The 21,294-nt window shown below is 68.8% G+C and carries 21 protein-coding genes and 1 pseudogene; 16 read left to right on the forward strand and 6 right to left on the reverse strand.

What is annotated here, in order from left to right:
* Positions 1 to 42: 42 nt before the first annotated feature.
* From BCM27_RS10490 to BCM27_RS10500, 3 genes are all read left to right on the forward strand, one after another.
* Entirely contained in the window at positions 43 to 2,313 is a 2,271-nt protein-coding gene (locus tag BCM27_RS10490; RefSeq protein WP_004019587.1) for a molybdopterin-dependent oxidoreductase, read from the forward strand.
* 74 nt (positions 2,314 to 2,387) lie between these two features.
* Entirely contained in the window at positions 2,388 to 2,879 is a 492-nt protein-coding gene (locus tag BCM27_RS10495) for an acyl-CoA thioesterase (RefSeq protein WP_004019588.1), read from the forward strand.
* Positions 2,879 to 3,568 (forward strand): DUF8010 domain-containing protein, encoded by a 690-nt coding sequence (locus tag BCM27_RS10500; RefSeq protein ID WP_004019589.1) that lies wholly within the window; start codon positions 2,879 to 2,881, stop codon positions 3,566 to 3,568. Before BCM27_RS10495 ends, BCM27_RS10500 begins: the two co-directional genes overlap by 1 nt.
* Before the next feature lie 13 nt (positions 3,569 to 3,581).
* Here the strand turns inward: BCM27_RS10500 and BCM27_RS10505 are convergent, their stop codons facing one another.
* Complete coding sequence (locus BCM27_RS10505) at positions 3,582 to 5,387, reverse strand: glycoside hydrolase family 13 protein (protein WP_004019590.1); 1,806 nt, start codon at positions 5,385 to 5,387, stop codon at positions 3,582 to 3,584.
* A 77-nt stretch (positions 5,388 to 5,464) separates the two neighbouring features.
* The gene (locus tag BCM27_RS10510; RefSeq protein WP_004019591.1) at positions 5,465 to 5,911 is read right to left on the reverse strand and encodes a globin; all 447 of its coding nucleotides are present in this window, start codon (positions 5,909 to 5,911) and stop codon (positions 5,465 to 5,467) included.
* Positions 5,912 to 6,044: 133 nt separating this feature from the next.
* On the opposite strand from BCM27_RS10510, the pseudogene BCM27_RS10515 reads away from it, so the two are divergent.
* The 3 genes and pseudogenes from BCM27_RS10515 (at position 6,045) to BCM27_RS10525 (ending at position 7,535) form a co-directional block, all read left to right on the forward strand.
* Positions 6,045 to 6,651: pseudogene (locus BCM27_RS10515) on the forward strand (HNH endonuclease).
* A gap of 148 nt (positions 6,652 to 6,799) precedes the next feature.
* Complete coding sequence (ctaJ, locus tag BCM27_RS10520) at positions 6,800 to 7,054, forward strand: aa3-type cytochrome oxidase subunit CtaJ (RefSeq protein ID WP_004019594.1); 255 nt, start codon at positions 6,800 to 6,802, stop codon at positions 7,052 to 7,054.
* Positions 7,041 to 7,535 carry a DUF5130 family protein gene (locus tag BCM27_RS10525; protein WP_167550897.1) on the forward strand — a complete coding sequence of 165 codons (495 nt, stop codon included), beginning with the start codon at positions 7,041 to 7,043 and terminating at the stop codon, positions 7,533 to 7,535. The genes ctaJ and BCM27_RS10525 overlap by 14 nt, the downstream gene beginning before the upstream one ends.
* Before the next feature lie 91 nt (positions 7,536 to 7,626).
* On the opposite strand, the gene BCM27_RS10530 is transcribed toward BCM27_RS10525, so the two are convergent.
* The gene (locus tag BCM27_RS10530) at positions 7,627 to 9,060 is read right to left on the reverse strand and encodes a C4-dicarboxylate transporter DctA (protein WP_004019596.1); all 1,434 of its coding nucleotides are present in this window, start codon (positions 9,058 to 9,060) and stop codon (positions 7,627 to 7,629) included.
* A gap of 115 nt (positions 9,061 to 9,175) precedes the next feature.
* Here BCM27_RS10530 and BCM27_RS10535 point away from each other — a divergent pair, with 115 nt between their 5' ends.
* Complete coding sequence (locus BCM27_RS10535) at positions 9,176 to 10,735, forward strand: sensor histidine kinase (protein ID WP_004019597.1); 1,560 nt, start codon at positions 9,176 to 9,178, stop codon at positions 10,733 to 10,735.
* Complete coding sequence (locus tag BCM27_RS10540; RefSeq protein ID WP_004019598.1) at positions 10,732 to 11,412, forward strand: response regulator; 681 nt, start codon at positions 10,732 to 10,734, stop codon at positions 11,410 to 11,412. The genes BCM27_RS10535 and BCM27_RS10540 overlap by 4 nt, the downstream gene beginning before the upstream one ends.
* A 12-nt stretch (positions 11,413 to 11,424) precedes the next feature.
* Here the strand turns inward: BCM27_RS10540 and BCM27_RS10545 are convergent, their stop codons facing one another.
* Positions 11,425 to 12,489 (reverse strand): fatty acid desaturase family protein, encoded by a 1,065-nt coding sequence (locus BCM27_RS10545; protein WP_004019599.1) that lies wholly within the window; start codon positions 12,487 to 12,489, stop codon positions 11,425 to 11,427.
* A 304-nt stretch (positions 12,490 to 12,793) separates the two neighbouring features.
* On the opposite strand from BCM27_RS10545, the gene BCM27_RS25765 reads away from it, so the two are divergent.
* The 3 genes from BCM27_RS25765 to BCM27_RS10555 are packed head-to-tail and all read left to right on the forward strand — an operon-like array spanning position 12,794 to position 13,908.
* The gene (locus BCM27_RS25765; RefSeq protein ID WP_004019600.1) at positions 12,794 to 12,979 is read left to right on the forward strand and encodes a hypothetical protein; all 186 of its coding nucleotides are present in this window, start codon (positions 12,794 to 12,796) and stop codon (positions 12,977 to 12,979) included.
* Positions 12,980 to 13,039: 60 nt separating this feature from the next.
* A complete protein-coding gene (locus BCM27_RS10550) occupies positions 13,040 to 13,444 on the forward strand; it encodes a hypothetical protein (RefSeq protein ID WP_004019601.1) in 405 nt (134 codons plus the stop codon).
* Positions 13,441 to 13,908 carry a DUF5994 family protein gene (locus BCM27_RS10555; RefSeq protein WP_004019602.1) on the forward strand — a complete coding sequence of 156 codons (468 nt, stop codon included), beginning with the start codon at positions 13,441 to 13,443 and terminating at the stop codon, positions 13,906 to 13,908. Before BCM27_RS10550 ends, BCM27_RS10555 begins: the two co-directional genes overlap by 4 nt.
* A 3-nt stretch (positions 13,909 to 13,911) precedes the next feature.
* Here the strand turns inward: BCM27_RS10555 and pepN are convergent, their stop codons facing one another.
* The gene (gene pepN, locus BCM27_RS10560; protein ID WP_004019603.1) at positions 13,912 to 16,512 is read right to left on the reverse strand and encodes an aminopeptidase N; all 2,601 of its coding nucleotides are present in this window, start codon (positions 16,510 to 16,512) and stop codon (positions 13,912 to 13,914) included.
* 198 nt (positions 16,513 to 16,710) lie between these two features.
* Here pepN and BCM27_RS10565 point away from each other — a divergent pair, with 198 nt between their 5' ends.
* Positions 16,711 to 17,331 carry a mycothiol-dependent nitroreductase Rv2466c family protein gene (locus tag BCM27_RS10565; protein WP_004019604.1) on the forward strand — a complete coding sequence of 207 codons (621 nt, stop codon included), beginning with the start codon at positions 16,711 to 16,713 and terminating at the stop codon, positions 17,329 to 17,331.
* A gap of 33 nt (positions 17,332 to 17,364) precedes the next feature.
* Here BCM27_RS10565 and BCM27_RS10570 read toward each other — a convergent pair whose 3' ends face one another.
* Complete coding sequence (locus tag BCM27_RS10570; RefSeq protein WP_004019605.1) at positions 17,365 to 18,411, reverse strand: M48 family metallopeptidase; 1,047 nt, start codon at positions 18,409 to 18,411, stop codon at positions 17,365 to 17,367.
* A gap of 22 nt (positions 18,412 to 18,433) precedes the next feature.
* Between BCM27_RS10570 and BCM27_RS10575 the strand changes: the two genes are divergently transcribed.
* From BCM27_RS10575 to BCM27_RS10590, 4 genes are all read left to right on the forward strand, one after another.
* A complete protein-coding gene (locus tag BCM27_RS10575; RefSeq protein WP_004019606.1) occupies positions 18,434 to 18,916 on the forward strand; it encodes a ribose-5-phosphate isomerase in 483 nt (160 codons plus the stop codon).
* Positions 18,917 to 18,931: 15 nt separating this feature from the next.
* Entirely contained in the window at positions 18,932 to 19,735 is an 804-nt protein-coding gene (locus tag BCM27_RS10580; protein ID WP_004019607.1) for an Fpg/Nei family DNA glycosylase, read from the forward strand.
* Positions 19,736 to 19,822: 87 nt separating this feature from the next.
* Positions 19,823 to 20,278, forward strand: coding sequence for a cupin domain-containing protein (locus BCM27_RS10585; protein ID WP_275447830.1), 456 nt, complete (start codon positions 19,823 to 19,825; stop codon positions 20,276 to 20,278).
* 77 nt (positions 20,279 to 20,355) lie between these two features.
* The gene (locus BCM27_RS10590) at positions 20,356 to 21,273 is read left to right on the forward strand and encodes a PE-PPE domain-containing protein (protein ID WP_004019609.1); all 918 of its coding nucleotides are present in this window, start codon (positions 20,356 to 20,358) and stop codon (positions 21,271 to 21,273) included.
* Positions 21,274 to 21,294 lie beyond the last annotated feature (21 nt).

Consider the following 21,294-nt stretch of genomic DNA (forward strand, 5'->3'; position numbering starts at 1 on the left):
TGATCCGCCGCCGGCGAGGGGCATTCGGCCTAGCCTGGGCCTATGACCCGAACCGCACCGCGCATCTGCCCGCTCTGCGAGGCCACCTGCGGTCTGACGCTCAGCATCGACCGGGACCGCTCGACGGGCCGGGAGATCGTCACCGCGGCGCGCGGTGACGCGCACGATGTGTTCAGCGCCGGCTATCTCTGCCCGAAGGGCGCGAGTTTCGCCCAGCTCGACAACGACCCGGATCGTCTCGACCGGCCGATGATCCGGCGCGACGGGCGGCTCGTCGACACCGATTGGGACACAGCGCTCGCGGCCGCCGTCGACGGGCTGACCGAGGTGATCGCGACCTCCGGCGGCGAATCGATCGGCTTCTATCTCGGCAACCCGTCCGCGCACACCGTCGCCGGCACGATGTACGCGCCGTTGCTCATTCGGGCCCTCGGCACCCGCAATGTGTTCAGCGCCAGCACACTCGACCAGATGCCGAAGCAGGCGGCGACCGGTCATCTGGTGGGACACGCGGGGACCTTCGCGGTCCCGGATCTCGATCGCACGGACCACCTCGTGATCATCGGGGCGAATCCGGTGGTCTCCAACGGCAGCGTCACCACGGCCGCGGACTTCCCCGGAAAACTCACCGCGTTGCGCCGGCGTGGCGGACGGCTCACCGTCATCGACCCGGCCCGTACCCGTACGGCCAAACTCGCCGACACCCATCTCGCTCCGCGTCCGGGCACCGACGCGGCCCTGTTGTCCGCGGTCGTGCACTGCCTGTTCGACGATGATCTCGTCGCCGACGACCTCGGCGGAATCGCCACACACGTCATCGGCGTCGATGCCCTGCGCCGGGAGATGGCCGCCTTCACGCCCGAACGTGTGGAGGCGTACTGCGGGGTGTCGGCGGCCGACATCCGAGCGCTCGCGCGATCGATCGCCACGTCCCCCTCGGCTGCCGTGTACGGCCGGATGGGGACCACCACAGTGCGATTCGGCACGCTGGGCAGCTGGCTCATCGACGTGATCAACATCCTCACCGGCAACTTCGACCGGCCGGGCGGAGTGATGTTCCCGCTCGCTCCGACCGCGCCGGCCCCTCGCCCGGCCCGCGCGGGACGGGGATTCCGCACCGGACGGTGGCGCAGCCGGGTGTCCGGTCATGCGGAGGTCGGCGGCGAACTGCCCGCCGTCGCGATGGCCGAGGAATTCGAGACCCCCGGGGACGGACGGCTGCGCGCGCTGGTGACGGTGTCGGGCAACCCGGTGCTCTCCGCGCCCAACGGTGGGCGCCTGGGGCGCGCACTCGACGACGCGCGATTCGTGGTCTGCGTCGACCCGTACCTGAACGAGACGACACGGCACGCACACGTTCTGCTGCCGCCGCCGCGTCCATCGCAGAGCCCGCATTTCGACGCCATCCTGAACAATCTGGCCGTCCGGGCCACCGCTCGCTACTCGCCGCCCGTACTGCCGCTCCCGCCGGGCCGTCCCGACGAGATCGAGATCGTCGCCCGGCTGATCCTCGGTCTCTCGGGCGCCGGCGTCGATGCCGATCCCGGGCTCGTCGACGAGCAGGTCATCGCAGCGACACTGGCCAAGGAGGTCGCCGACCCGCATTCACCGGTCGCGGGTCGCGACGTCGAGTCACTGGTCGCGATGCTGCCCGACGCGCCGGGACACCGGCGTCGCCTGGACATGCTGCTGCGCGTCGGCGCGTACGGCGACGCCTTCGGAGCCCGCGCGGGACTGACGTTCGCGGATCTGCTGGCCGCACCCCACGGCATCGACCTGGGGCCGATGCGACCACGGCTGCCCGGGGTCCTGCGGACGGCGTCCGGGAAGGTCGAGCTCGCTCCCGACCCGCTCATCGGCGACCTCGCCCGTCTCTGGGCCGAGGTGTCCGCGGACCACGACGCGGTTCCCGTCGCCGACGGCGGCGTGTTGCTGGTCGGTCGTCGTCATCTGCGGTCCAACAACAGCTGGATGCACAACGTGCCGGCACTCACCGGCGGTACCAACCGCTGCACCCTGCAGATACATCCCGACGACGCCGACCGGCTCGGGATCTCCGACGTCGCCAAGATCCGCGGCTCGGGCGGCTCGGGCGGGTCGCTGACGGTACCCGTCGAGATCACCACCGACATCCGGCCCGGCGTCGCGTCCCTGCCGCACGGATGGGGCCACGATGTCGAGGGCGTCCGACTGAGTGTCGCCGCCACCGAACCGGGGGTCAACGTGAACGAGCTCAACGACGGCACCCTGTTGGACCCGCTGTCGGGAACCGTCGTCCTCAACGGGCTCCCGGTGGACATCGCGCCTGCCTGACCTGGTGGCCCGGTGCGTAGGGTGGCACCCGGGCGGCCGCGAGGGCCACCCCGGGGACACCGATCTGACAGGGGATGACGTACGTGCTGAACGAGGACGCCGGGACCGCGACCGCCGCCGGATATGTGGTCAAGGTGCCGGTCCGGTGGTCGGACATGGATGTCTACGCGCACATCAACCATGCCCGGATGGTGACGTTGCTCGAAGAGGCTCGTATCCCGTGGCTGTTCTACGACGGCCGGCCGACCGCTCCGCTGCGGGACGGTTGTCTGGTCGCCGATCTACACGTGAGATATCAAGCGCAGCTGCGTCATTCCGAGGGGCCCATCGAGGTCACGATGTACGTGGAGCGACTGCGCGCTGTCGATTTCACCGTCGGTTACGAGGTGCGGGCGGCGGGCGCCGACCCCGCCTCGCGCCCGGCCGTCGTCGCGAGCACCCAGCTCGTCGCCTTCGACGTCGAGGCGCAACGCATCGCGCGGTTGACCCCGGAGCAGAAGGACTACCTCGCCGGATTCCGCCGGGTGAGAGACGAATCCAGCACTCGATCCGCCGGACCCAGCTGATGGAGCGGTTCATCGAGATCGCGTCGTCCGACCGATCCAATGCTCTCGCGTTCCTGGCACATGCCGTGCGTCTCGACGACGCCGCGGTCGTCCGGGTGGTGGCGCGATCGGATGGGCTGGTGGCCCTGTGGGCACACACCGGATTCGATGTCCTCGCCACGCGTTCGGTGACCGGACGGGTCGCGCCGACCGACGTCGTGTGCGACGCGTCGACCCTGCGATCCACGGTCGAGGCGGCCGGCCCCGGCGACGCGGTCGACCCCGGTTTCTCGCTCGACAGTGCCTGGCGCGGAGCGCTTCCCGCCGCGGTCGGCTTCCGGCACATCGACGACGTCCCCGCCCGTAGCATCGTCGAACTGTCCAGGGAGGGCGCCCGTGTCGCGCGCGAGGACGGCAGCGGGCACGGTCCCGCAACCGGTCTGCTCGACCAGGATGTCCTGGAGGTCACTTCCGACGACGGTGCACTGCGGGCCGCGGTGAGCATGAGGTCGGTCTTCGCCCTCACCGGTATGGGGTTCATCCGCGACGCGGCCGGGCGCGCGGTCACCGAGACCTCCGACACCGGCGCGATCGCCGCCGACGAACCGGTGCGAATCCGGATGTCTGCGGCATGGATTCGGATCGACGCGCGTTTCGGGTCGGTCTACCAGCGCCGCCATCGCGATCTCGCGGTCACCGTCCTGAATTAGGCGGCCGGGCCCGTCACACGAGCCAGGCCGCCGCGTCCGGCGGGAGCATCCCGTCGACGAGAGGCGAACTGACGAGCAGCAATTCACCGGGCGGGAGCGGAACCGGCACCTCGCCGGCGTTCAGTGCACAGACCAGCCGGCCCTCGGAACGGCGGAACGCCAGGCACCCCTCGGGTGCGCCGTACCATTCGATGTGCTCGCCGGCGAACTCCGGTCGCGTCACGCGCAGGTCGATGGCGGCGCGGTAGAGCGACAACATCGAACCCACGTCCTCGAGCTGGGCTTCGACGCTGAGGGCCTGCCACGAGGCGGGCATCGGTAACCAGGTGTCGGTCGACGTGCTGAATCCGAATGGGGGCTCGGTCCCTTCCCAGGGGATCGGGACGCGGCATCCGTCGCGGCCGCGTTCGGTGCGTCCCGAACGCTCCCACACCGGGTCCTGCAGGGCGTCGTCCGGGAGGTCGTCGACGTTGGGCAACCCCAGTTCGGACCCGTTGTAGAGGAAAATCGTTCCGGGCAGCGCCATCTCGACGACGAGCATCGCACGCGCGCGCCTCGTTCCCCGTTCGACGTCGAGCGAGCCGGTCCCCGGATCGACCACCGCGTAGCGGGTGACCTCGCGGGCCACATCATGATTCGACAGTGTCCACGTGGGCGTGCCCGACACCGACAGGACCGCGTCGAGAGAGTTCTCGATGGCCTCTCTGATCGCACCGGAGTCGAACGGCGCCTTGGCGAGCCGGAAGTTGAAACCGAGATGCAGTTCGTCGGGGCGCAGGTACTCGGCGAAACGCTCGTTGTCGCTGACCCAGATCTCGCCGACATTGGCCGCACCGGGGTACTCGTCGAGAACCTTGCGGATCTTGCGGTGGATCTCGTGCACCGCATAGTTGTTGAAGCGCGGATCGTCGTCCGAGTTCTGCAGGAGTTTGGTCGCCGACAGATCCATGTCCGGCAGATCGGCGGGCTTGGCCATCCCGTGGGCGACGTCGATGCGGAAACCGTCGACGCCGCGGTCGAGCCAGAAGCGCAGGGTCTCCTCCAGATCGGCGAAGACGTCGGGGTTCTCCCAGTTCAGGTCCGGCTGTTCTCTCGCGAAGATGTGCAGGTACCACTGTCCGGGCGAACCGTCGGCCTCCGTCACCCGGGTCCAGGCCGGTCCGCCGAAGATGCTGTGCCAGTTGTTCGGCGGCTCGTCGCCGTCGTCGCCACGGCCGTCGCGGAAGATGTATCGCGCCCGCTCGGGACTGCCGGGTGCCGCCGCGAGCGCGGCGACGAACCACTCGTGCTGATCGCTCGTGTGATTGGGGACGAGGTCCATCGTGACGCGGATGTCGCGCTCATGGGCCTCGGCGATGAGGTCGTCGAACACGTCGAGATCGCCGAACAGGGGATCGATGTCGCGCGGATCGGAGACGTCGTAACCGTGATCGGCCATGGGGGAGGCCATGATCGGACTGAGCCAGATCGCATCGATCCCGAGCAGTTCGAGGTAGCCGAGTTTGTCGATGACCCCGGCGAGGTCGCCGACGCCGTCGCCGTTCAGATCGGAGAACGAGCGAGGGTAGATCTGGTAGAAGACCGCGGACTTCCACCACGAGGTGTCCGACGGATCCAACTGGGACACAACGGGCGGCGCGGCCGGTGTGTCCGCGGCCCCGAGTGCCGCCTCTGTCGCCGACTCATCCGGCGCCGGCTCGTCGCGCGCATCGACATCCGATTCGATCGCGCCGTCGTCGTACGGCGCATCCTCGGGCTGACCCCCGCCAGTTGGCTCGGCGGGGACAACATCTGGTGTCTCGTCGCTCACCGTGGTCATTGTGCCCTACCTGAGTTTTCTCGGAGAAATCCAGGTCAGTCGGCGAGTCGGGCGGCGTGTCGGGAGCGAAACCGCTCTCAGATGGGCGAATTCATCATCGATTGCGCCGCCATCTCCATGTAGTCGATCAACGCCCGGCGATGCGGGGCGTCGAGCGTCTCGTCGTCGATGGACGCGATCGCGGTGTGCATGCAGCGGAGCCATGCGTCGCGCTCGATCGGGCCGACACGGAACGGATTGTGGCGCATGCGGAGCCGGGGATGACCGCGCTCATCGGAGTAGGTCCGGGGCCCGCCCCAGTACTGCTCGAGGAACATCCGCATCCGACGCTCGGCGGGGCCGAGGTCCTCCTCGGGATACAGCGGCCGCAACACCTCGTCGCGGGCCACCTCGTCGTAGAACACGGCGGTGAGGCGCCGGAACGTCTCGGCACCACCGACCTCGTCGTAGAAGGTCCGCGCCGGGGTCTCCGGTGCCGGTGTGCTCGGAGGGGATGTGTTGGGTTCGCCGGTCACCTCCGCCATTGTCCTCACCCGGGCCCGAGGTCTCAACGTGGCGCCCGGGTCGGGCCCGTGAGCTGGCCCGACACCATGAATCGGCCTCCGCGTGGAGCACGACCGTGATGGACTTGTGCTCGACGGGGCGGCAGGAGGCGACATGACGTGCAGATCACACGCGAAGTCGGCACACGCGACGGCACCGCACGGGGCCGTCGAGACCGAGGCAAACCCGACCGGGAGCCCGACGTGGACCCGTCGCCGGGTGCTGCTGCTCAACGCCACCTATGAACCACTGACGGCCGTCACGGTCCGGCGGGCGATCGTCCTCGTCTTACGTGGTCGCGCGGACATGGTGCACGCCGACGAACGGGGCGATGCGGTCCACTCGGTGGGAACCGCGGTTCCGGTGCCGACCGTGATCCGGCTCCGTAACCTACGTCCACGTGCCCTACCGGGCGACCGTCCCGATGACCCGGGCCGCGCTGATGCGCCGTGACCGGATGCGGTGCGGCTACTGCGGTGCGCGGGCGACGACGATCGACCACGTGATCCCACGAAGCCGGGGCGGGGCGCACACGTGGGAGAACTGCGTCGCCTGCTGCGCGTCGTGCAATCACCGCAAGGCGGACCGCCTGACCGGGGAACTCGGGTGGACCCTGCGGACGGTTCCGGCGGCACCGAAGGGCAGACATTGGCGCCTGCTCGCGACGATCAAGGACATCGATCCGGCCTGGCTCCGGTACATCGACGCGGGCGCCGCGTGAGCTGTGTTCCGGCCACGCGAGGTCACCTCGCGCGTCTACGACGCGCTGTAGGCCCCGGTGCGCCCGGTGGTGTCCGGTGGGCTAGATTGATGAACGATGACCTGCGCCGACAACCGGGCGGGTCCGGCGCGACCATCGAAAGGGTGACATGGACGTCGACAGCCTGATCGTCCCCATCGGAGTGCCAGTCACGATCGTGACGGTGCTCTTCGTGCTGCTCTGTGTTGTCGCGATGGTGTTCTCCTCGGGGGTCAAGTACCCGAAGGTCAAGGAGTACACCCTCGACCAGCAGTGGGAGCATGCACCGCTTCTCTTCAGTGCCACCGACATCGAACCGATGGCACTTCCGCGGCACGCGGAGCCCAGCGACGTTGACGGGAGTTCGGCCAGTGGCAAGTGGTGAGGTTACGCACGCGAATGTGAGCGCCGAGGTCGCAGCCCGCTCGGCTGCCGAACTGCCCGTGGGAGCGGTGTTCACCAACAGCGGCCGCATCTCCGCGGCGCGCTACCCCGGTGACTCGCCCACGACGCCGCCCTTCAGCAAGCGTGACCTGATCGCGCTCGACGACACGTTGAAGGCCGCGAGCGAGAAGGCCCTCGTCCGTTTCTCGGTGTACATCGGTGATCTGGACGGCGATGTGGAGGCCAGTGCGCGCGAGCTCCTCGCGAAGTCGCCCGAGCCCGCATACGGCACCCTGATCGCCGTCTCGCCGAACTCGCGCGACGTGGTCATCGTCTCCGGCAGTCTGGTGTCGAGCCGCGTGAACGATCGTGTGGCAGCCCTCGGCGTCACCGCCGCGGTCACCGGTTTCCGTCAGGGCAACCTGATCGACGGGCTGATCGCGTCGCTGCGCGTGATGGCCACCGCGGCCGCCGCCGGCTGACCGCCTGCACCTGCACAGACCACGAGGCCGCCCCACCTTCCGGTGGGGCGGCCTCGTCGTTGTCGTGGCGTCTCGCCCTGGTGGGTGAGAACTAGTGGGCGAGGACCTTCTCGTGCGCCCCACGTGCAGTGGTGGCGTCCGATTCGAGTTCGTCGTCGACCATGTTGGACTCGTCGAACGGGTCCCGACCCGACAGCACATCGTCGACGCGCTGCTTGTCGACGGTGCTGGTCCACGAGCCGACGAGCAGGGTGGCGACCGCGTTGCCGGAGAAATTCGTGACCGCACGTGCCTCGGACATGAACCGGTCGATACCGACGATGAGGCCGACGCCGTCGAGCATCTCCGGCCGGTGGGCCTGCAGTCCGCCGGCGAGTGTGGCCAGTCCCGCTCCGCTGACGCCGGCGGCGCCCTTGGAGGCGATGATCATGAAGGCGAGCAGGCCGATCTGCTCGCCGACCGACAACGGGTCGCCCATCGCATCGGCGATGAAGATCGACGCCATCGTGAGGTAGATCGCGGTGCCGTCGAGGTTGAACGAGTAGCCGGTCGGCACCACGACGCCGACGGTCGTCTTCTCGACGCCGAGATGCTCCATCTTGGCGATGAGGCGGGGGAGCGCCGACTCCGACGACGAGGTGGCGAAGATCAGCAGGTACTCGCGGGCGAGGTAGCGCACCAGGCGGAAGATCGAGACCCCGGAGACCGTGCGCAGCAGCACGCCGAGCACGCCGAAGACGAAGACAAGGCAGGTGAGGTAGAACGCGAGCATCAGGGTCAGCAATTGCTGGACCGCGGCCCAACCGGTCTGGCCGACCACGTTGGCGATCGCGCCGAACGCGCCGATCGGTGCGACCCAGAGCACCATCGTCAACACTTTGAAGACGAGCTTCTGGAAGTACGAGACCGCGGTGAGGATCGGTTCCCCGGTGCGGCCCATGGCCTGGATCGCAAAGCCCACGAGCAGGGCGACGAACAAGGCCTGCAGGACACTTCCCTCGGTCAGCGCGGACAACATGGACTCGGGGATGATGCCCTGGATGAAGTCGAGGGTTCCGCCCGATTCGTGTGCGTCCTCGGCCAGCTCGGCTCCCTTGCCCGACATCGCGTCGACGTTGAGGCCGTCGCCGGGCTGGATGATGTTGCCGACGACCAGGCCGATCGCCAGTGCGACCGTCGACATCGCCAGGAAGTAGACGAACGCGAGGCCGCCGACCTTGCCGACCGTCGCGGCCTTGCGAACCGAGCCGATGCCCAGCACGATCGTGCAGAAGATGACCGGCGCGATCATCATCTTGATCAGGCTGACGAACATGGTGCCGAGCACACCGAGGTCCTTGCCGACGCCGGGCGCGACGAGCCCGACCACGACGCCCGCGACCACCGCGATGATGACGGCGATGTAGAGCCAATGGGTGCGGTCCCGCTTCTTCGCGGGCGCGCCGGACGTATCGTCGGGCGTGGTCGCGATCGGGTCGGAATCTTCTCCGGCCGGTGAGCCACCGGACCTGCCTCGAATGTTCATCGGTGATTCTCTCCTCATCCACCTCGGACAACTGTGATTAGGATTGTGGCCCGGTGGGGTGACGCGGGTCACGATTGTGTTCATTACGTTCAGAGTGGGAACGAGGTCGGCTGGGATGCGGTGGTACCCGCGAACGCTCGCCGGGCAGGTGGCGGCCCTCGCGCTGTCGGTCTTCGCGGTGGTCGTCGTCGCCGAGAGCGTCCTCGCGGCCGTGGACGCCCGGATCGACGGAAATCGCGCGGCGCGCGCGGAGGTCACCGCGGTGGCGGTCAGCCTCGCGGAGTCGCCGTCGACCGTCGCCGCGCTGACGTCCTCGGATCCGAGCGCGATTCTCCAGCCGGTGACCGAACGCGTGCGCGCTGCGACCGGGATCGCCTTCATCACCATCCTGGCGCCGGACCGGACCCGCTACACCCATACCGACCCCACCCGGATCGGGGAGCCATATCTGGGGAGCATCGATGCGGCCCTTCGCGGGCAGACCGTGACCGAGAACTACACGGGCACCCTCGGGCCCTCCATCCGCACGATCGCACCCGTTCGCACCACGGACGGGCGGGTGGTGGGGATGGTCGCCGCCGGCATCACACAGAGCACCCTGACCTCGGCGTGGCGTGGCCAGTTGCCGCTGATCGCCCTCGCCGCCTTCGCGGCCCTGGCCACCGCCGTCGGCGGTGTGTGGTGGATACGGCGACGCCTGCTGCGGCAGACCGGCGGCCTGGCGCCCGCGGAACTGCGGTTGATGTACGACCATCACGACGCCGTGCTCCGGTCGGTGCGGGAGGGATTGGTGGTCGTGGAGGACGGACGACCCGCCCTCGTCAACTCCGAAGCGCGACGGCTTCTCGGCATCGAGGCCGACACGTCTCCCGACGAACTGCCCGCGTTCCTCACCGACGGCGACGAGGAGACGGACGTGACCTACGCCGAGCGGGGCCGGGTGCTGCTCGTGAGCCGGTCCCCGGTGTCCGGCCGCCGACGGTCCTCGGTCGTGACCATCCGTGACCGCACCGAACTCGAGGACGCGATGGGTGAGCTCGACTCGATGACGCGGTTCGCCGAGGCACTCCGGTCCCAGGCACACGAGGCCGCCAACCGGTTGCACACGATCGTCGCGCTCGTCGAGATGGGCCGGCCCGACGAGGCGGTCCGACTCGCGACCACCGAGTTCGAGCTGTCCCAACAGCTCATCGACCGGATGACCCAGGCGGTCGCCGAACCCGCACTGGTCGCCCTGCTGCTGGGCAAGACCGCGCAGGCCGCCGAGCGCGGCATCCCGCTGTCGCTGACCGAGGAGTCGCAGGTGAGCGACGCCGCCACCCGGGTGCTCACACCCGGCGAGATGATCACGGTCGTGGGCAACCTCATCGACAACGCACTGGACGCCTGCGACCCGGCCGATCCATGGGTCGAGGTGACCGTCGTCGGCGACGACCGCATGCTCGACATCGTGGTCGCCGACAGCGGAGCCGGCATGAACGCCGAACTGTTCGAGCGCGCGACCACCCGGGGTTATTCGACCAAGGCGGGCGGTGACGCCGCCGGCCGCGGGCTAGGCCTCGCGCTGGTCTCGCAGGTCGTCGCACGCCGGCACGGGACGATCAGCGCCGAGAACACCTACGGTTCGGTCATCTCGGTACACATGCGTGTCGACGAGCAGGCGGGCACACCGTGATCCGCGTCTTGATCGTCGAAGACGAACCGGTCATCGCCGAGGCGCACCGGGACTATCTCGTCCGGTTGGGCGGCTTCGAGGTCGTGGGTGCCGTGTCCACGGCGCAGGAGGCGCTGCGGATGGCCGCCGCCGGTTCGGTGGACCTGGTTCTGCTCGATCTGGGTCTGCCCGACGCCCGCGGGGTCGACCTCGCGTCTGCGCTGTCGGGTGTGCGTCCGGCCCCCGACGTCATCGCGATCACCGCTCAGCGTGATCTGGCGACCGTCCGCAGCGCGATGTCCCGCGGGGTGCTGCTCTACCTGCTGAAGCCGTTCACGTTCGCGGCGTTCCGCGAGAAGATCGAACAGTACCTGCGGTACCGCGAGGCGCTCACCGGCGATGCCGACGCGGTCAGTCAACGGGATGTGGACCGGGCGCTGGCCGAACTGCGGACGAGCGACACGCGACGCTCGGCGAAGAAGGGGGCCGCTCCGCAGACCGAGGACGCCGTGAGCCGCGCCGTCCGCGACAGTCCCGACGGGCTCACCGCATCGGAGGTGGCCCGCGCGCTCGGTTCCTCGCGGGTCACGGCGTGGCGATACCTGGAGCGTCTCGCCGACGACCGAGTCCTCGAACGCGACACCCAGTACGGCTCGGCGGGCAGGCCGCAGGTGCGCTATCGGTGGCGGCGGCGCTGACGACTTCGACGGTCAGCGGTAGGTGCGCACCAGGGGGCAGGTGAACGGATCGCGGTGGCCGAGACCCACCTGGTTCAGATAGCGGATGACGATGCCGTACGAGGCGACCAGGGAGGTCTCGGTGTAGGTCACGCCGTGCAGTGCGCAGTGGGCGCGCACCAGTGGCTGGACCTTTCGCAGGTTGGGTCGCGGCATGCTCGGGAACAGGTGGTGCTCGATCTGGTAATTGAGGCCGCCCATCATCACATCGGTGAACAGGCCGCCCCTGACATTGCGCGACATGAGCACCTGGCGACGCAGGAAGTCGACACGTAAGTCCTTGGGCACCAGCGGCATTCCCTTGTGGTTCGGCGCAAACGCGCCGCCGAGCAGCGTTCCGAAGACGCCGAGCGCGACAGCGATGAAGCACACCGCCTGAACCGGCGTCATCACGAGGAACGGCACCGCGAAACCGAGACCGAGGCGGAGTACGATGAGACCGATCTCCAGGGCGCGGTGGGGTATCGGCGTCCGCGCGGTCAGACCCTGGATGCTGGCGATGTGCAGGGACACTCCCTCCAGCGTCAGCAACGGGATGAAGAGCCAGCCCTGACGGCGTGCGAACCAGCGACGGAAACCGGTGCGGGCGGCCGCGTATTCGGGCACGAATGCGATGGGACCGTCCGCGATGTCGGGGTCGACGCCGATCTGATTGGGGGCCCGGTGATGCCGGTTGTGCTTGTTGCGCCACCAGTGCAGCGACAGGCCCGCTCCCGCGGCCGCGAGCAGTCGGGCCGCCCAGTCGTTCGCACGGGGAGAGGAGAACATCTGCCGGTGGGCTCCGTCATGGCCCAGGAACCCGAACTGGGCGCTGATCACCGCGGCCACGACCGCGAGCGCGAGTTGCCACCACGTCTCGCCGAGGACGACGACGAGCGCCCACACAGCCAGGAACGCGAGGACGGTGAGAGTGATCCGGTAGGCGTAGAAACCGCGCCGGCGGTCGAGGAGGCCGGACTCGCGGACCTCCGCGGCCAGATCCGTATAGGAACTCACGAATTTCGTGCTGCCGGCGGTGGAGGCGTCGGTGGGGGACATCGGGGGCCTCATGGCCTTCTGTCGGTGCCGATTACGCCGTCAGTCGTCGGAGACCGGGGCGTGTCACGAAAGTCATGAACCGGACGTCGAGGGTCACGGTGGCACCTCCAGTATGCCAGAGATGGCCGCATCCCATCCGGCGCCGGCTTCGCGATCTCGAAGGAGGCGTACACTCGAGAGACGGGACCGGGACGACTAGTCCGGCGGAATCACCGCCCACAGCACCGGCCCTCCGACCGCACCCGTTTGCGGCGGAGTCAGGCAGTCACATGATCAATCCGTCCCCACAGTCGCGAGCACGCTGATGTCCGCGCGTATGGATCTCCCGCCGATCGCCCGCCGGCTCAACGAACGTCTGACCGAGGGCGTCGGCGACAGTGGGCTCGACGCGCAACTCGTCGCCATGCTCCACGAGGTGCGCGCGCTCGTCGTGAACGCCGTCACCGAACTCGAGAACGACCAGATCATCAGCAGCTCGCTATCGCGTTGAGCGCCAGCACAATTCTCCCGACGACGAACGGTGCCGCCGGGGCAACCGAAAGGGGCCGTCATGACGGTCATCATCGGGGTCGTCATCCTCGTCGCGGCAGTGATCGCGACCGTGGTGGGGTTCCTCGCCAACAACGGAAGTGCACACGCATTGCCGTCCGACAGTTTCGCCGTCTTCGGCTATCACGTCACCGGAACCACCGGGACCCTGCTCCTCCACGGAGTCGTCCTGGGGGCCGTGGGCATGCTCGGTCTCGCCCTGATCCTGGCCGGGGCCCGACGGTCCTCGCGCCGCGGACGAGCGGCCCGGCGCGACCTGAAACGCTCCGAACAGCGCGTGGCCGCATACGACAGCGACGAGAGTGAACGGACCCACCATCAGTCGGCAGTTCCCGCGGCATCGTCCGGGGCGCCGCACCGGGCCGGATCTGCACGCAACTGGCGACACCCGCTGGCCAGCCGATGAACGCCGAAGCCGCAACCGCGACCGTCGAATCCCCGGAGAACCAACGCTTCTCACTCAAACCCGAGGGTTCGGCCCGTGGCTCGGTCGATGGTGCGTGGTGGCCGGAGACGCACGATCTCGCCACGGAACTGCCGACAATCGCCCGCTCCGTCGGCCGCCGACTGACGCGACTCGAACGCGTCGGCTATCACCTCGTCGACTGGGATGCGCCCGCCGCGGGCAAGACCACCTGCAACGGGGACACGGTGCGCTTGGAGGGTTTCGGGGCATGGACACCGGGCATCGTCCGCTTCATGGGCCCGGGTGGAACGCTGTCGGTCACCCTGATCGGTGCGGACACCGACCCCGAGACGGCGCGCGCCGTGATGGCGCGCGCCGCGTCGCCGGACAACATCGAGTCGTCGGCGACTCTCGCCGGCAGCCACGCCGACGCCGGTCCCGCCCCGGCCCCGACGCCGCGGTAGGGCTCAGCCCTCGGCGTCGAAGGCGCGTGCCCGCAGCGACCTCGCCACACCGTCGCGGCCCTCGGAGATCAGTCTCTTGAGGGCGGGCGGGTGGTCCGCGGCGAGGAACTCCTCGGCCAGGTCCAGAGCTCGCTGCGACATCGCCCAGCTGGGATACAGGCCGACGACAACCGTCTGTGCGACCTCGCTGGATCGACGCGCCCACACCTCGGGCACGGCGTCGAAGTACTTCTCGACGTACGGCTCGAGCAGTTCGGCCTGGCCAGGCCGGGCAAAGCCGCCGATCATGGTGCGGGTGTAGACGTTCGAGAGTGTGTCGTCCTCCACGGCGCGAGTCCACGTGTCCGCCTTCGCTTCCGCCAGCGGCCGCGCTGCGCGGGCCAGGGCCGCCGAACGGGTGCCGGTCGCGGTGTTGTCACGTTCGGCCTCGGCATCGATGACCGGGGTCGACGCCGGATCGGTGTCGATGGCCCCGGCCGTGGCGAGCGCGGTCACCAGTTTCCACCGCAGGTCGGTGTCCACGGCGAGACCATCGAGTCCGTGCTCGGCCGGGTCCGCGCCGTCGAGGAGCGCGCGGGCGACGTCGGTCTGGTCGTCGTTGATCCGGCCGGCGAGCCAGGTGTTGACGAACGCGAGCTGATGGTCGGAGCCGGCATCGGCGGCGCGGGCGAGTTCGAGCATGCGCGAACTGAACCCGGGACGGCCTGTCGTCGCCGCCCACTCGGGATCGGCGTAGGACTCGATGGCCGTCGTCGCCTGCAACAGGACTCGCTGCACCACACCGATTTCCGACTCGCCGGCGATGCCCCGGCGTACCAGCTCGACGAAGTCGCGGGCCCGCATCTCGGCCTGGCGGGTCATCTCCCACGCCGCCGACCACACCAGGGTGCGCGGCATCGGATCGCTGATGTCGCCGATCCGGGCGGTCGCGGTGGCCAGCGACTCCGGGTCGAGGCGGACCGAGGCGTAGGTCAGGTCGCCGTCGTTGAGCAGCACCAGATCTCCGCGGTGCACCCCGACGAGATCGGCGACATCGGTGCGTTCGCCCGCGATGTCGAGCTCGACGCTGTGCGTCTGTTCGATGGCGCCCGATCCGTTGTCGGCGTAGACGCCCACACGCAGGCGGTGGACCCTGGTCTCGCCGGCGCCCGGAGCGGCGCCGTCCTGGACGATGGTGAACCGGGTGAACGCGCCGGAGTCGTCGAGCTCGAAGTCGGGCCGGATGACGTTGATGCCCGTGGTGCGCAGCCATTGGGCGCCCCAGTCCGACAGGTCGCGTCCCGACGACTTCTCCAGCGCGCCCAGCAGATCGGCGAACGTCGCGTTGCCGAACTCGTGCGCGGCGAAGTAGCTGCGCAGCCCGGCGAGGAAGTCGTCGAGACCCACGTAGGCGACGAGTTGCTTCAGCACCGACGCGCCCTTGGCGTAGGTGATGCCGTCGAAGTTGACCTCGACAGCCGCGATGTCGGGGATGTCGGCGGCCACCGGGTGGGTCGAGGGCAGCTGGTCCTGGCGGTAGGCCCAGGACTTCTCGACGTTGGCGAAGGTCGTCCAGGCGCTGGTGTACTCGGTCGCCTCGGACTGGCACAGCACCGAGGCGAACGTGGCGAAGGACTCGTTGAGCCACAGGTCATCCCACCACTGCATGGTGACGAGGTCGCCGAACCACATGTGCGCCATCTCGTGCAGGACGGTCTCGGCGCGACGCTCGTAGAGGTATTTGGTCACGCGGGACCGGAAGACGTAGTCCTCGAGGAAGGTGACGGCGCCGGCGTTCTCCATCGCACCGGCGTTGAACTCGGGGACGAACAGCTGGTCGTACTTGCCGAAGGCGTAGGGGATGCCGAAGTTCTTGTGGTAGAACCCGAATCCCTGCTTGGTCTCGGTGAACAGTCGCTCGGCGTCCATGAACTCGGCGAGCGACGCGCGGCAGTAGATGCCCAGGGGGATGTCACCGTGCTCGTCGGAGTAGACGTCGGTCCACTCCGCGTAGGGCCCTGCGATGAGGGCGACGAGATAGGTGCTCATCGGGACGGTCTCCCGGAAGCGATGCACCACGGCGGAAGTGGCGCCGTCCGGGTCGGCCGGGGCCTCCGCGTGCGCCGCGTTGGAGATGACCTTCCAGTCCGCGGGCGCGGTGACCGTCACGGTGTAGGTCGCCTTGAGGTCGGGCTGGTCGAAGCACGCGAACATCCGCTTGGCGTCGGCGGTCTCGAACTGCGAGTAGAGGTAGACCGAGTCGTCGGACTGGTCGACGAACCGGTGGAGACCCTCCCCGGTGTTGGAGTAGGCGCAGTCGGCGACCACCGTCAGCGTGTTGTCGGCGGCGAGGCCGGTCAACGGGATGCCGACCGACTCGTCGAAGCCGGACACGTCGAGGTCGGTGCCGTTCAGGGTCGCCGAGATCAGGGCGGGAGCGACGAGGTCGATGAACGTCTCGCTGCCCTCCGTCGCCGTGAACCGCACCGTCGTCGTGGATCTGAACGTCTCGGACCCGGGCGCCCCGGAACCGTCGGTGAGGTCGAGCTCGATCTGATAGTTCGACACTTCGAGGATTGCTGCGCGGTCGCGGGCCTGGTCTCTGGTGAGGTTCGGAGCAGTCACGCAGGCCAGCTTATCCAGCTCAGGACGTGGGTGGTGTCCTCCGCAACCCGACGGGTCCGGGATCGCTCGGCCGGTTGCCGTGGGTCCGCCCGCGATCACGGGAACAGTTCGGTGCGCGGCGATGTTGAGGCGTCCGACGGCGCCGCCGGGCCGGACGCCCGGCACCAGCTGAACAGCAGACCCTCGAGAGGACGTTTCATGTCAGTGCAGGCACAGACCACCGACCGCGTCGATTTCTGGTTCGACCCGCTCTGCCCGTGGTGCTGGATCACCTCGCGCTGGATCCTGGAGGCCGAGCAGGTCCGGCCGATCGACGTCAACTTCCACATCATGAGTCTCGCCGTCCTCAACGAGGGCAAGGACATTCCCGATGAGTACCGCGAGGGACTCAAGCACGCGTGGCGCCCCGTCCGCGTCATCGCCGCTGCAGCCGCCCAGAAGGGCGACGAGATACTCGCGCCGCTGTACACCGCGATGGGTACCCGCATCCACAACCAGGGCATCAAGGATCTCGACGAGGTCATCGCCGGAGCGCTCGACGAACTCGGCCTCGACGCCTCGCTCGCGGAGGCGGCCGACGGCACCGACTTCGACGAGACGATTCGCACGAGTCATCACGCCGGGATGGACAAGGTCGGCGACGACGTCGGAACGCCCACCATTCACGTCAACGACGTGGCCTTCTTCGGCCCCGTGCTGTCGCGCATCCCGCGCGGTGAGGATGCCGGAACGGTGTGGGACGGTGCGCGCGCCCTGGCGTCCTACCCCCACTTCTTCGAACTCAAGCGGACGCGCGACGAAGACCCGCAGTTCGACTGACCGGGTCCGATTGCGTGACAACGGCTCCGCGCGTCAGAAACGCGGCGGGGGCTCGATGCCGTTGGGTAGTGCGCCCGGTGCGAGTGTCGCGGGATGCGGCGGCGGCGCCACCGCCACCACGTTGCCGCTCCCGACGCCTCGGACGATCTGGCGCGGGCGCAGCAGCATCGCCCCCGGCCGGGTCCGGTCGCGGAGAGCGGCCGCGCGCCAGGTCAGCACCGGATGCGAGGACATCGCGTTGGTCAGGAAGGTGAAGAAGCCGCGCTCGTGGGTCGCCCGGTCGGCGAACTGGTCGAAGTCCACCGCCGAGAGCATGTATTTGCCCGCGGCCAGGACCCCCATCGCCCCGGGCGACCCGCCGGGTCTGGCGTAGTACCCGTAGTTGTCGGCGCTGTACTCCTGCGCGCGCGACAACGCCGCGCCGAGGACCGGGATGTTCATCCCGACGATCGTCGAGAGCTGCCGCCAGTACGAGGTGTGCCCGGCCGCGATGTGGCCGACCTCATGCCCGATGATGAACTCGAGCGCCTGTGGGTCCCGGGCGGCGCCGCCCACCTCGAACAGGTCGGAGTAGACGACGACGAAACGCCGGAACCCATGCCCGGACGCGAACGCGTTGATCGCGCCGTTGCCGAGGACGACATAGGCGTCGGGCACGTACTCGAGTCCGAAGCGTGCGGCGGCCTCGACGACCATCCGGTGCCCGTCCGGGAACTGGGTCGGCGTCATCTGCACCCCGTTCACCCGCGGCGATGCATAGGTCAGGCCGCGGATCACGAAGAGCAGGAGCGGGAACAGCAACGCACCCAACAACAGCTGGTCGAGCGTGCCCAGCGCGACGAGCAGGATGATCGCCCCGTATCCCACCACCGTCGTGACGATCACCACGACGAGCGCCGGGATCTCCCAGGGGTGGAGACGGGGTCGCGCCGCGTAGTGGGCCGGCCGCAGCCACCGACGGGCCGGGTCGGCCGGAGCGGGTGGCGGCGGATCGGCGACACCGGGCACGTTCGGGATCGGCGCCCCGGCGGCGGGTGCGCGGCCGTTCGGCTGGTGGGGGATGGGCAGGGGCGTGTCCACGCCCTCAATCTATAGTGGCGCCATGCGTGTCTATCTCGGTGCCGACCATGCCGGATTCGAACTCAAGAACCAGATCGCCGACCATCTCGCGACGGCCGGTCACGAGGTCGTGGACTGCGGAGCCCATGTGATGGATCCCGCCGACGACTATCCGGCGTTCTGCATCGCCGCCGCGGCCCGGACCGTCGCCGACCCCGGCAGCCTGGGAATCGTGCTGGGCGGCAGCGGCAATGGTGAGCAGATCGCCGCCAACAAGGTCCCCGGCGCGCGCTGCGCCCTCGCCTGGAGCGTCGAGACCGCACAGCTCGCCCGGCAGCACAACAACGCGCAGCTGATCGGGATCGGCGGCCGGATGCACAGCACCGAGGAGGCGCTCGCCATCGTCGACGCCTTCCTCGCCACCCCGTGGTCGGAGGAGGCGCGGCACCAGCGCCGCATCGACATCCTCGCCGAGTACGAGCGCACCGGTCAGGCTCCCGAGGTGCCGGGGGCCCCGGCCGAGTAGTCGCGGGCCGAGCCCGTGCCCGAGGGCCACACGCTCCATCGACTCGCGCGCCGGCAGCAGCGTCTCTTCGGCGGGAAGCAAGTTCGTGTCAGCAGCCCGCAGGGACGGTTCGCCGACGGAGCGGCAGAAGTCGACGGATTGACCTTTCACGCCGCCGAGGCGTGGGGCAAGCACCTCGTCCATCGCTATCGAGACGGCCGCATCGAGCGCCTCGTGCACATCCATCTCGGGCTCTACGGTGCCTTCACCGAACTCACCGTGCCCCTGCCCGAACCCGTGGGTCAGGTTCGACTCCGCATCGAGGGTGAGACGGCCGGCACGGACCTTCGCGGTCCGACCGCCTGTGAGATCTACCACCCCGCCGACCTCGAGACGTTGATCGCCCGACTCGGGCCGGATCCCCTTCGGCGCGATGCCGACCCCGAGCGGGCATGGACCGCGATCTCGCGGTCCACGCGACCCGTCGGCGCTCTCCTGATGGACCAGAAGGTCATCGCCGGAATCGGCAACGTGTATCGGGCCGAAATCCTGTTCCGGGCGGGCATCGACCCGATGCGTCCCGGAAAGCGTGTTCTCCGTGGCGAATTCGATGCACTCTGGACCGACCTCGTGGCCCTCATGAAGATCGGGGTGCGACGTGGGCGCATCCATGTGATACGTCCGGAGGACGACTCCGGGGCGCCGGCGTACGCGCCGAATCGTCCGCGGACATACGTGTACCGGCGGGCCGGCGAGCCGTGCCGGATCTGTGGGACAACTGTCCTGATCGCCGAACTCGAGGGCCGCAAGCTCTATTGGTGCCCGGTCTGCCAGACCTGACAAGTTACTCCCCGGTCGGTGTGGATAGCCGAACCTTAGTAGCATCGTGCGGGACCGTGAGGTCGTTGCTCATGGGAAGGGTCGGGGATGACAAGAGGGGGCAGTGTGACAGTCAGCGAAAGCATCCGGTCTCATGCCGGACTGATCTCGCGGGGTGAGGTGTCTCCACTGAAGGACGTTCCTTTCCACGGCGCCGCCGACGCGCCGATCACCCGACGCGTGCTGGCCGGCGGGGACCTGTTCCCGGAAGCCGAGAAGCGGGTCGTGGCGCACGAGATGCGGGCCGTCTCGGCCGCTTCCCGTGACTACTGCGAACCGCACGTGCACGACTGCCCGGAGATCAACATCCTGCTGTCGCTCGACCGTCTCGTCTACGAGATCACGCTCGGGGACGAGGTCTATGAGGTCGAGGCGCCGGCGAGCATCTACATCCCCGCCGGACTGGTGCACAGCGCCAACGTGATCGAGGGCAGCGGATTCTTCGTGGCGATCATCGAGACCGCCGACTACGTCGCCAAGCCGCCGCCCGCCCAAGCATCCTGACCCGTTCGGTCGGCAGCGGAGGACTCTCAGCGAGCACTCAGCGCTCCTGCTGTCGGTTCACACCTGCCGTCGCCACCATGGGGGAGGTGCAGAAGAGTGTGGGGGTCCGCGCCGGACAGCCGGGCGGCGCGTCGTCGACGATCACCGTCTTCGTGGTGGGCGGGACAGGGGAGTCCTTCGAGGACGACGCCCGTACCGACGTGTCCGGTCTGCTGGCGGGCGTGGCGGACGAGCTCGACGACCGCTTTGTCTGCCGGTGGGTCGGGTACCCGGCGAGTTACGGGCCCGCGCCGGCTCCGGGCGGCATGAGTTTCGTCGACAGTGTGGCCATCGGAGCGCGCAGATTGCGCGCGGCCATCCAAACCTCGACAGGTTCGATCGCACTGGTGGGTTACTCGCAGGGTGCCGTGGTCATCCGGACGGCCCTCGCTGACCTGGACGCCGACGGCGCGCCCGACTCGGACCGGATCCTCGGTGTGGGTCTGGTCGCCGATCCACACCAGCCGCCCGGTGCGGTTCCCGGTTGTCGCGGATGGGGCGTGGCCGGACCGGGAGTTGATCTACCCGTGGGACTTCCGGTGTGCTGGGTGGGCGCAGCCGAGGACATGATCTGCAACGCGGCTGCCGATTCACTGGTCCGCGACATCGCCGACCTCACCGGGTCGATGACCTTCGCCGGGGTCGGCAGATGGGGTCGAAGTGCGTGGAAGGTCTTGCGCACCAACGACTTGCAGAATGCAAGACGTACTTCTGTCCGGCCGGCACAGTGGCGACGCGACCTCGCGCGTCTCACGGCTGCCTGGCGCGAGATCCGGTGGTACCTCCCGCCACGGATACGCATCAGCGGCCTGTGGGTCAGCAATGCCGCCGGCGGACGGCACACGTCCTACCGCAGCGAACCCTACCGGCGCACGTCGGTGACGGATCCCGCGTCGACCGGGTGTCAGGTGATCGCCCGGTGGCTCCAGGTGCAGGCGACCTTCGCGGCCGGGTAGCGACATGACGAGGGGCCGGTC

This window comes from Gordonia terrae (assembly GCF_001698225.1).
In the GTDB taxonomy this organism is placed as follows: Bacteria; Actinomycetota; Actinomycetes; order Mycobacteriales; family Mycobacteriaceae; genus Gordonia; species Gordonia terrae.

Bases quoted from the DNA above. Each gene is read 5' to 3' on its own strand.
- BCM27_RS10510 (WP_004019591.1), bottom strand. From the start codon at position 5,911: ATGGCGGAGGTGACCGGCGAACCCAACACATCCCCTCCGAGCACACCG.
- BCM27_RS10585 (WP_275447830.1), top strand. From the start codon at position 19,823: ATGACAAGAGGGGGCAGTGTGACAGTCAGCGAAAGCATCCGGTCTCAT.
- BCM27_RS10505 (WP_004019590.1), bottom strand. From the start codon at position 5,387: ATGACCACGGTGAGCGACGAGACACCAGATGTTGTCCCCGCCGAGCCA.
- BCM27_RS10590 (WP_004019609.1), top strand. From the start codon at position 20,356: ATGGGGGAGGTGCAGAAGAGTGTGGGGGTCCGCGCCGGACAGCCGGGC.
- BCM27_RS10490 (WP_004019587.1), top strand. From the start codon at position 43: ATGACCCGAACCGCACCGCGCATCTGCCCGCTCTGCGAGGCCACCTGC.
- BCM27_RS10575 (WP_004019606.1), top strand. From the start codon at position 18,434: ATGCGTGTCTATCTCGGTGCCGACCATGCCGGATTCGAACTCAAGAAC.
- BCM27_RS10500 (WP_004019589.1), top strand. From the start codon at position 2,879: ATGGAGCGGTTCATCGAGATCGCGTCGTCCGACCGATCCAATGCTCTC.
- BCM27_RS10550 (WP_004019601.1), top strand. From the start codon at position 13,040: ATGACGGTCATCATCGGGGTCGTCATCCTCGTCGCGGCAGTGATCGCG.
- BCM27_RS10535 (WP_004019597.1), top strand. From the start codon at position 9,176: ATGCGGTGGTACCCGCGAACGCTCGCCGGGCAGGTGGCGGCCCTCGCG.
- BCM27_RS10555 (WP_004019602.1), top strand. From the start codon at position 13,441: ATGAACGCCGAAGCCGCAACCGCGACCGTCGAATCCCCGGAGAACCAA.
- BCM27_RS10565 (WP_004019604.1), top strand. From the start codon at position 16,711: ATGTCAGTGCAGGCACAGACCACCGACCGCGTCGATTTCTGGTTCGAC.
- BCM27_RS10495 (WP_004019588.1), top strand. From the start codon at position 2,388: ATGACGTACGTGCTGAACGAGGACGCCGGGACCGCGACCGCCGCCGGA.
- BCM27_RS10530 (WP_004019596.1), bottom strand. From the start codon at position 9,060: ATGAACATTCGAGGCAGGTCCGGTGGCTCACCGGCCGGAGAAGATTCC.
- BCM27_RS25765 (WP_004019600.1), top strand. From the start codon at position 12,794: ATGTCCGCGCGTATGGATCTCCCGCCGATCGCCCGCCGGCTCAACGAA.
- ctaJ (WP_004019594.1), top strand. From the start codon at position 6,800: ATGGACGTCGACAGCCTGATCGTCCCCATCGGAGTGCCAGTCACGATC.
- BCM27_RS10545 (WP_004019599.1), bottom strand. From the start codon at position 12,489: ATGTCCCCCACCGACGCCTCCACCGCCGGCAGCACGAAATTCGTGAGT.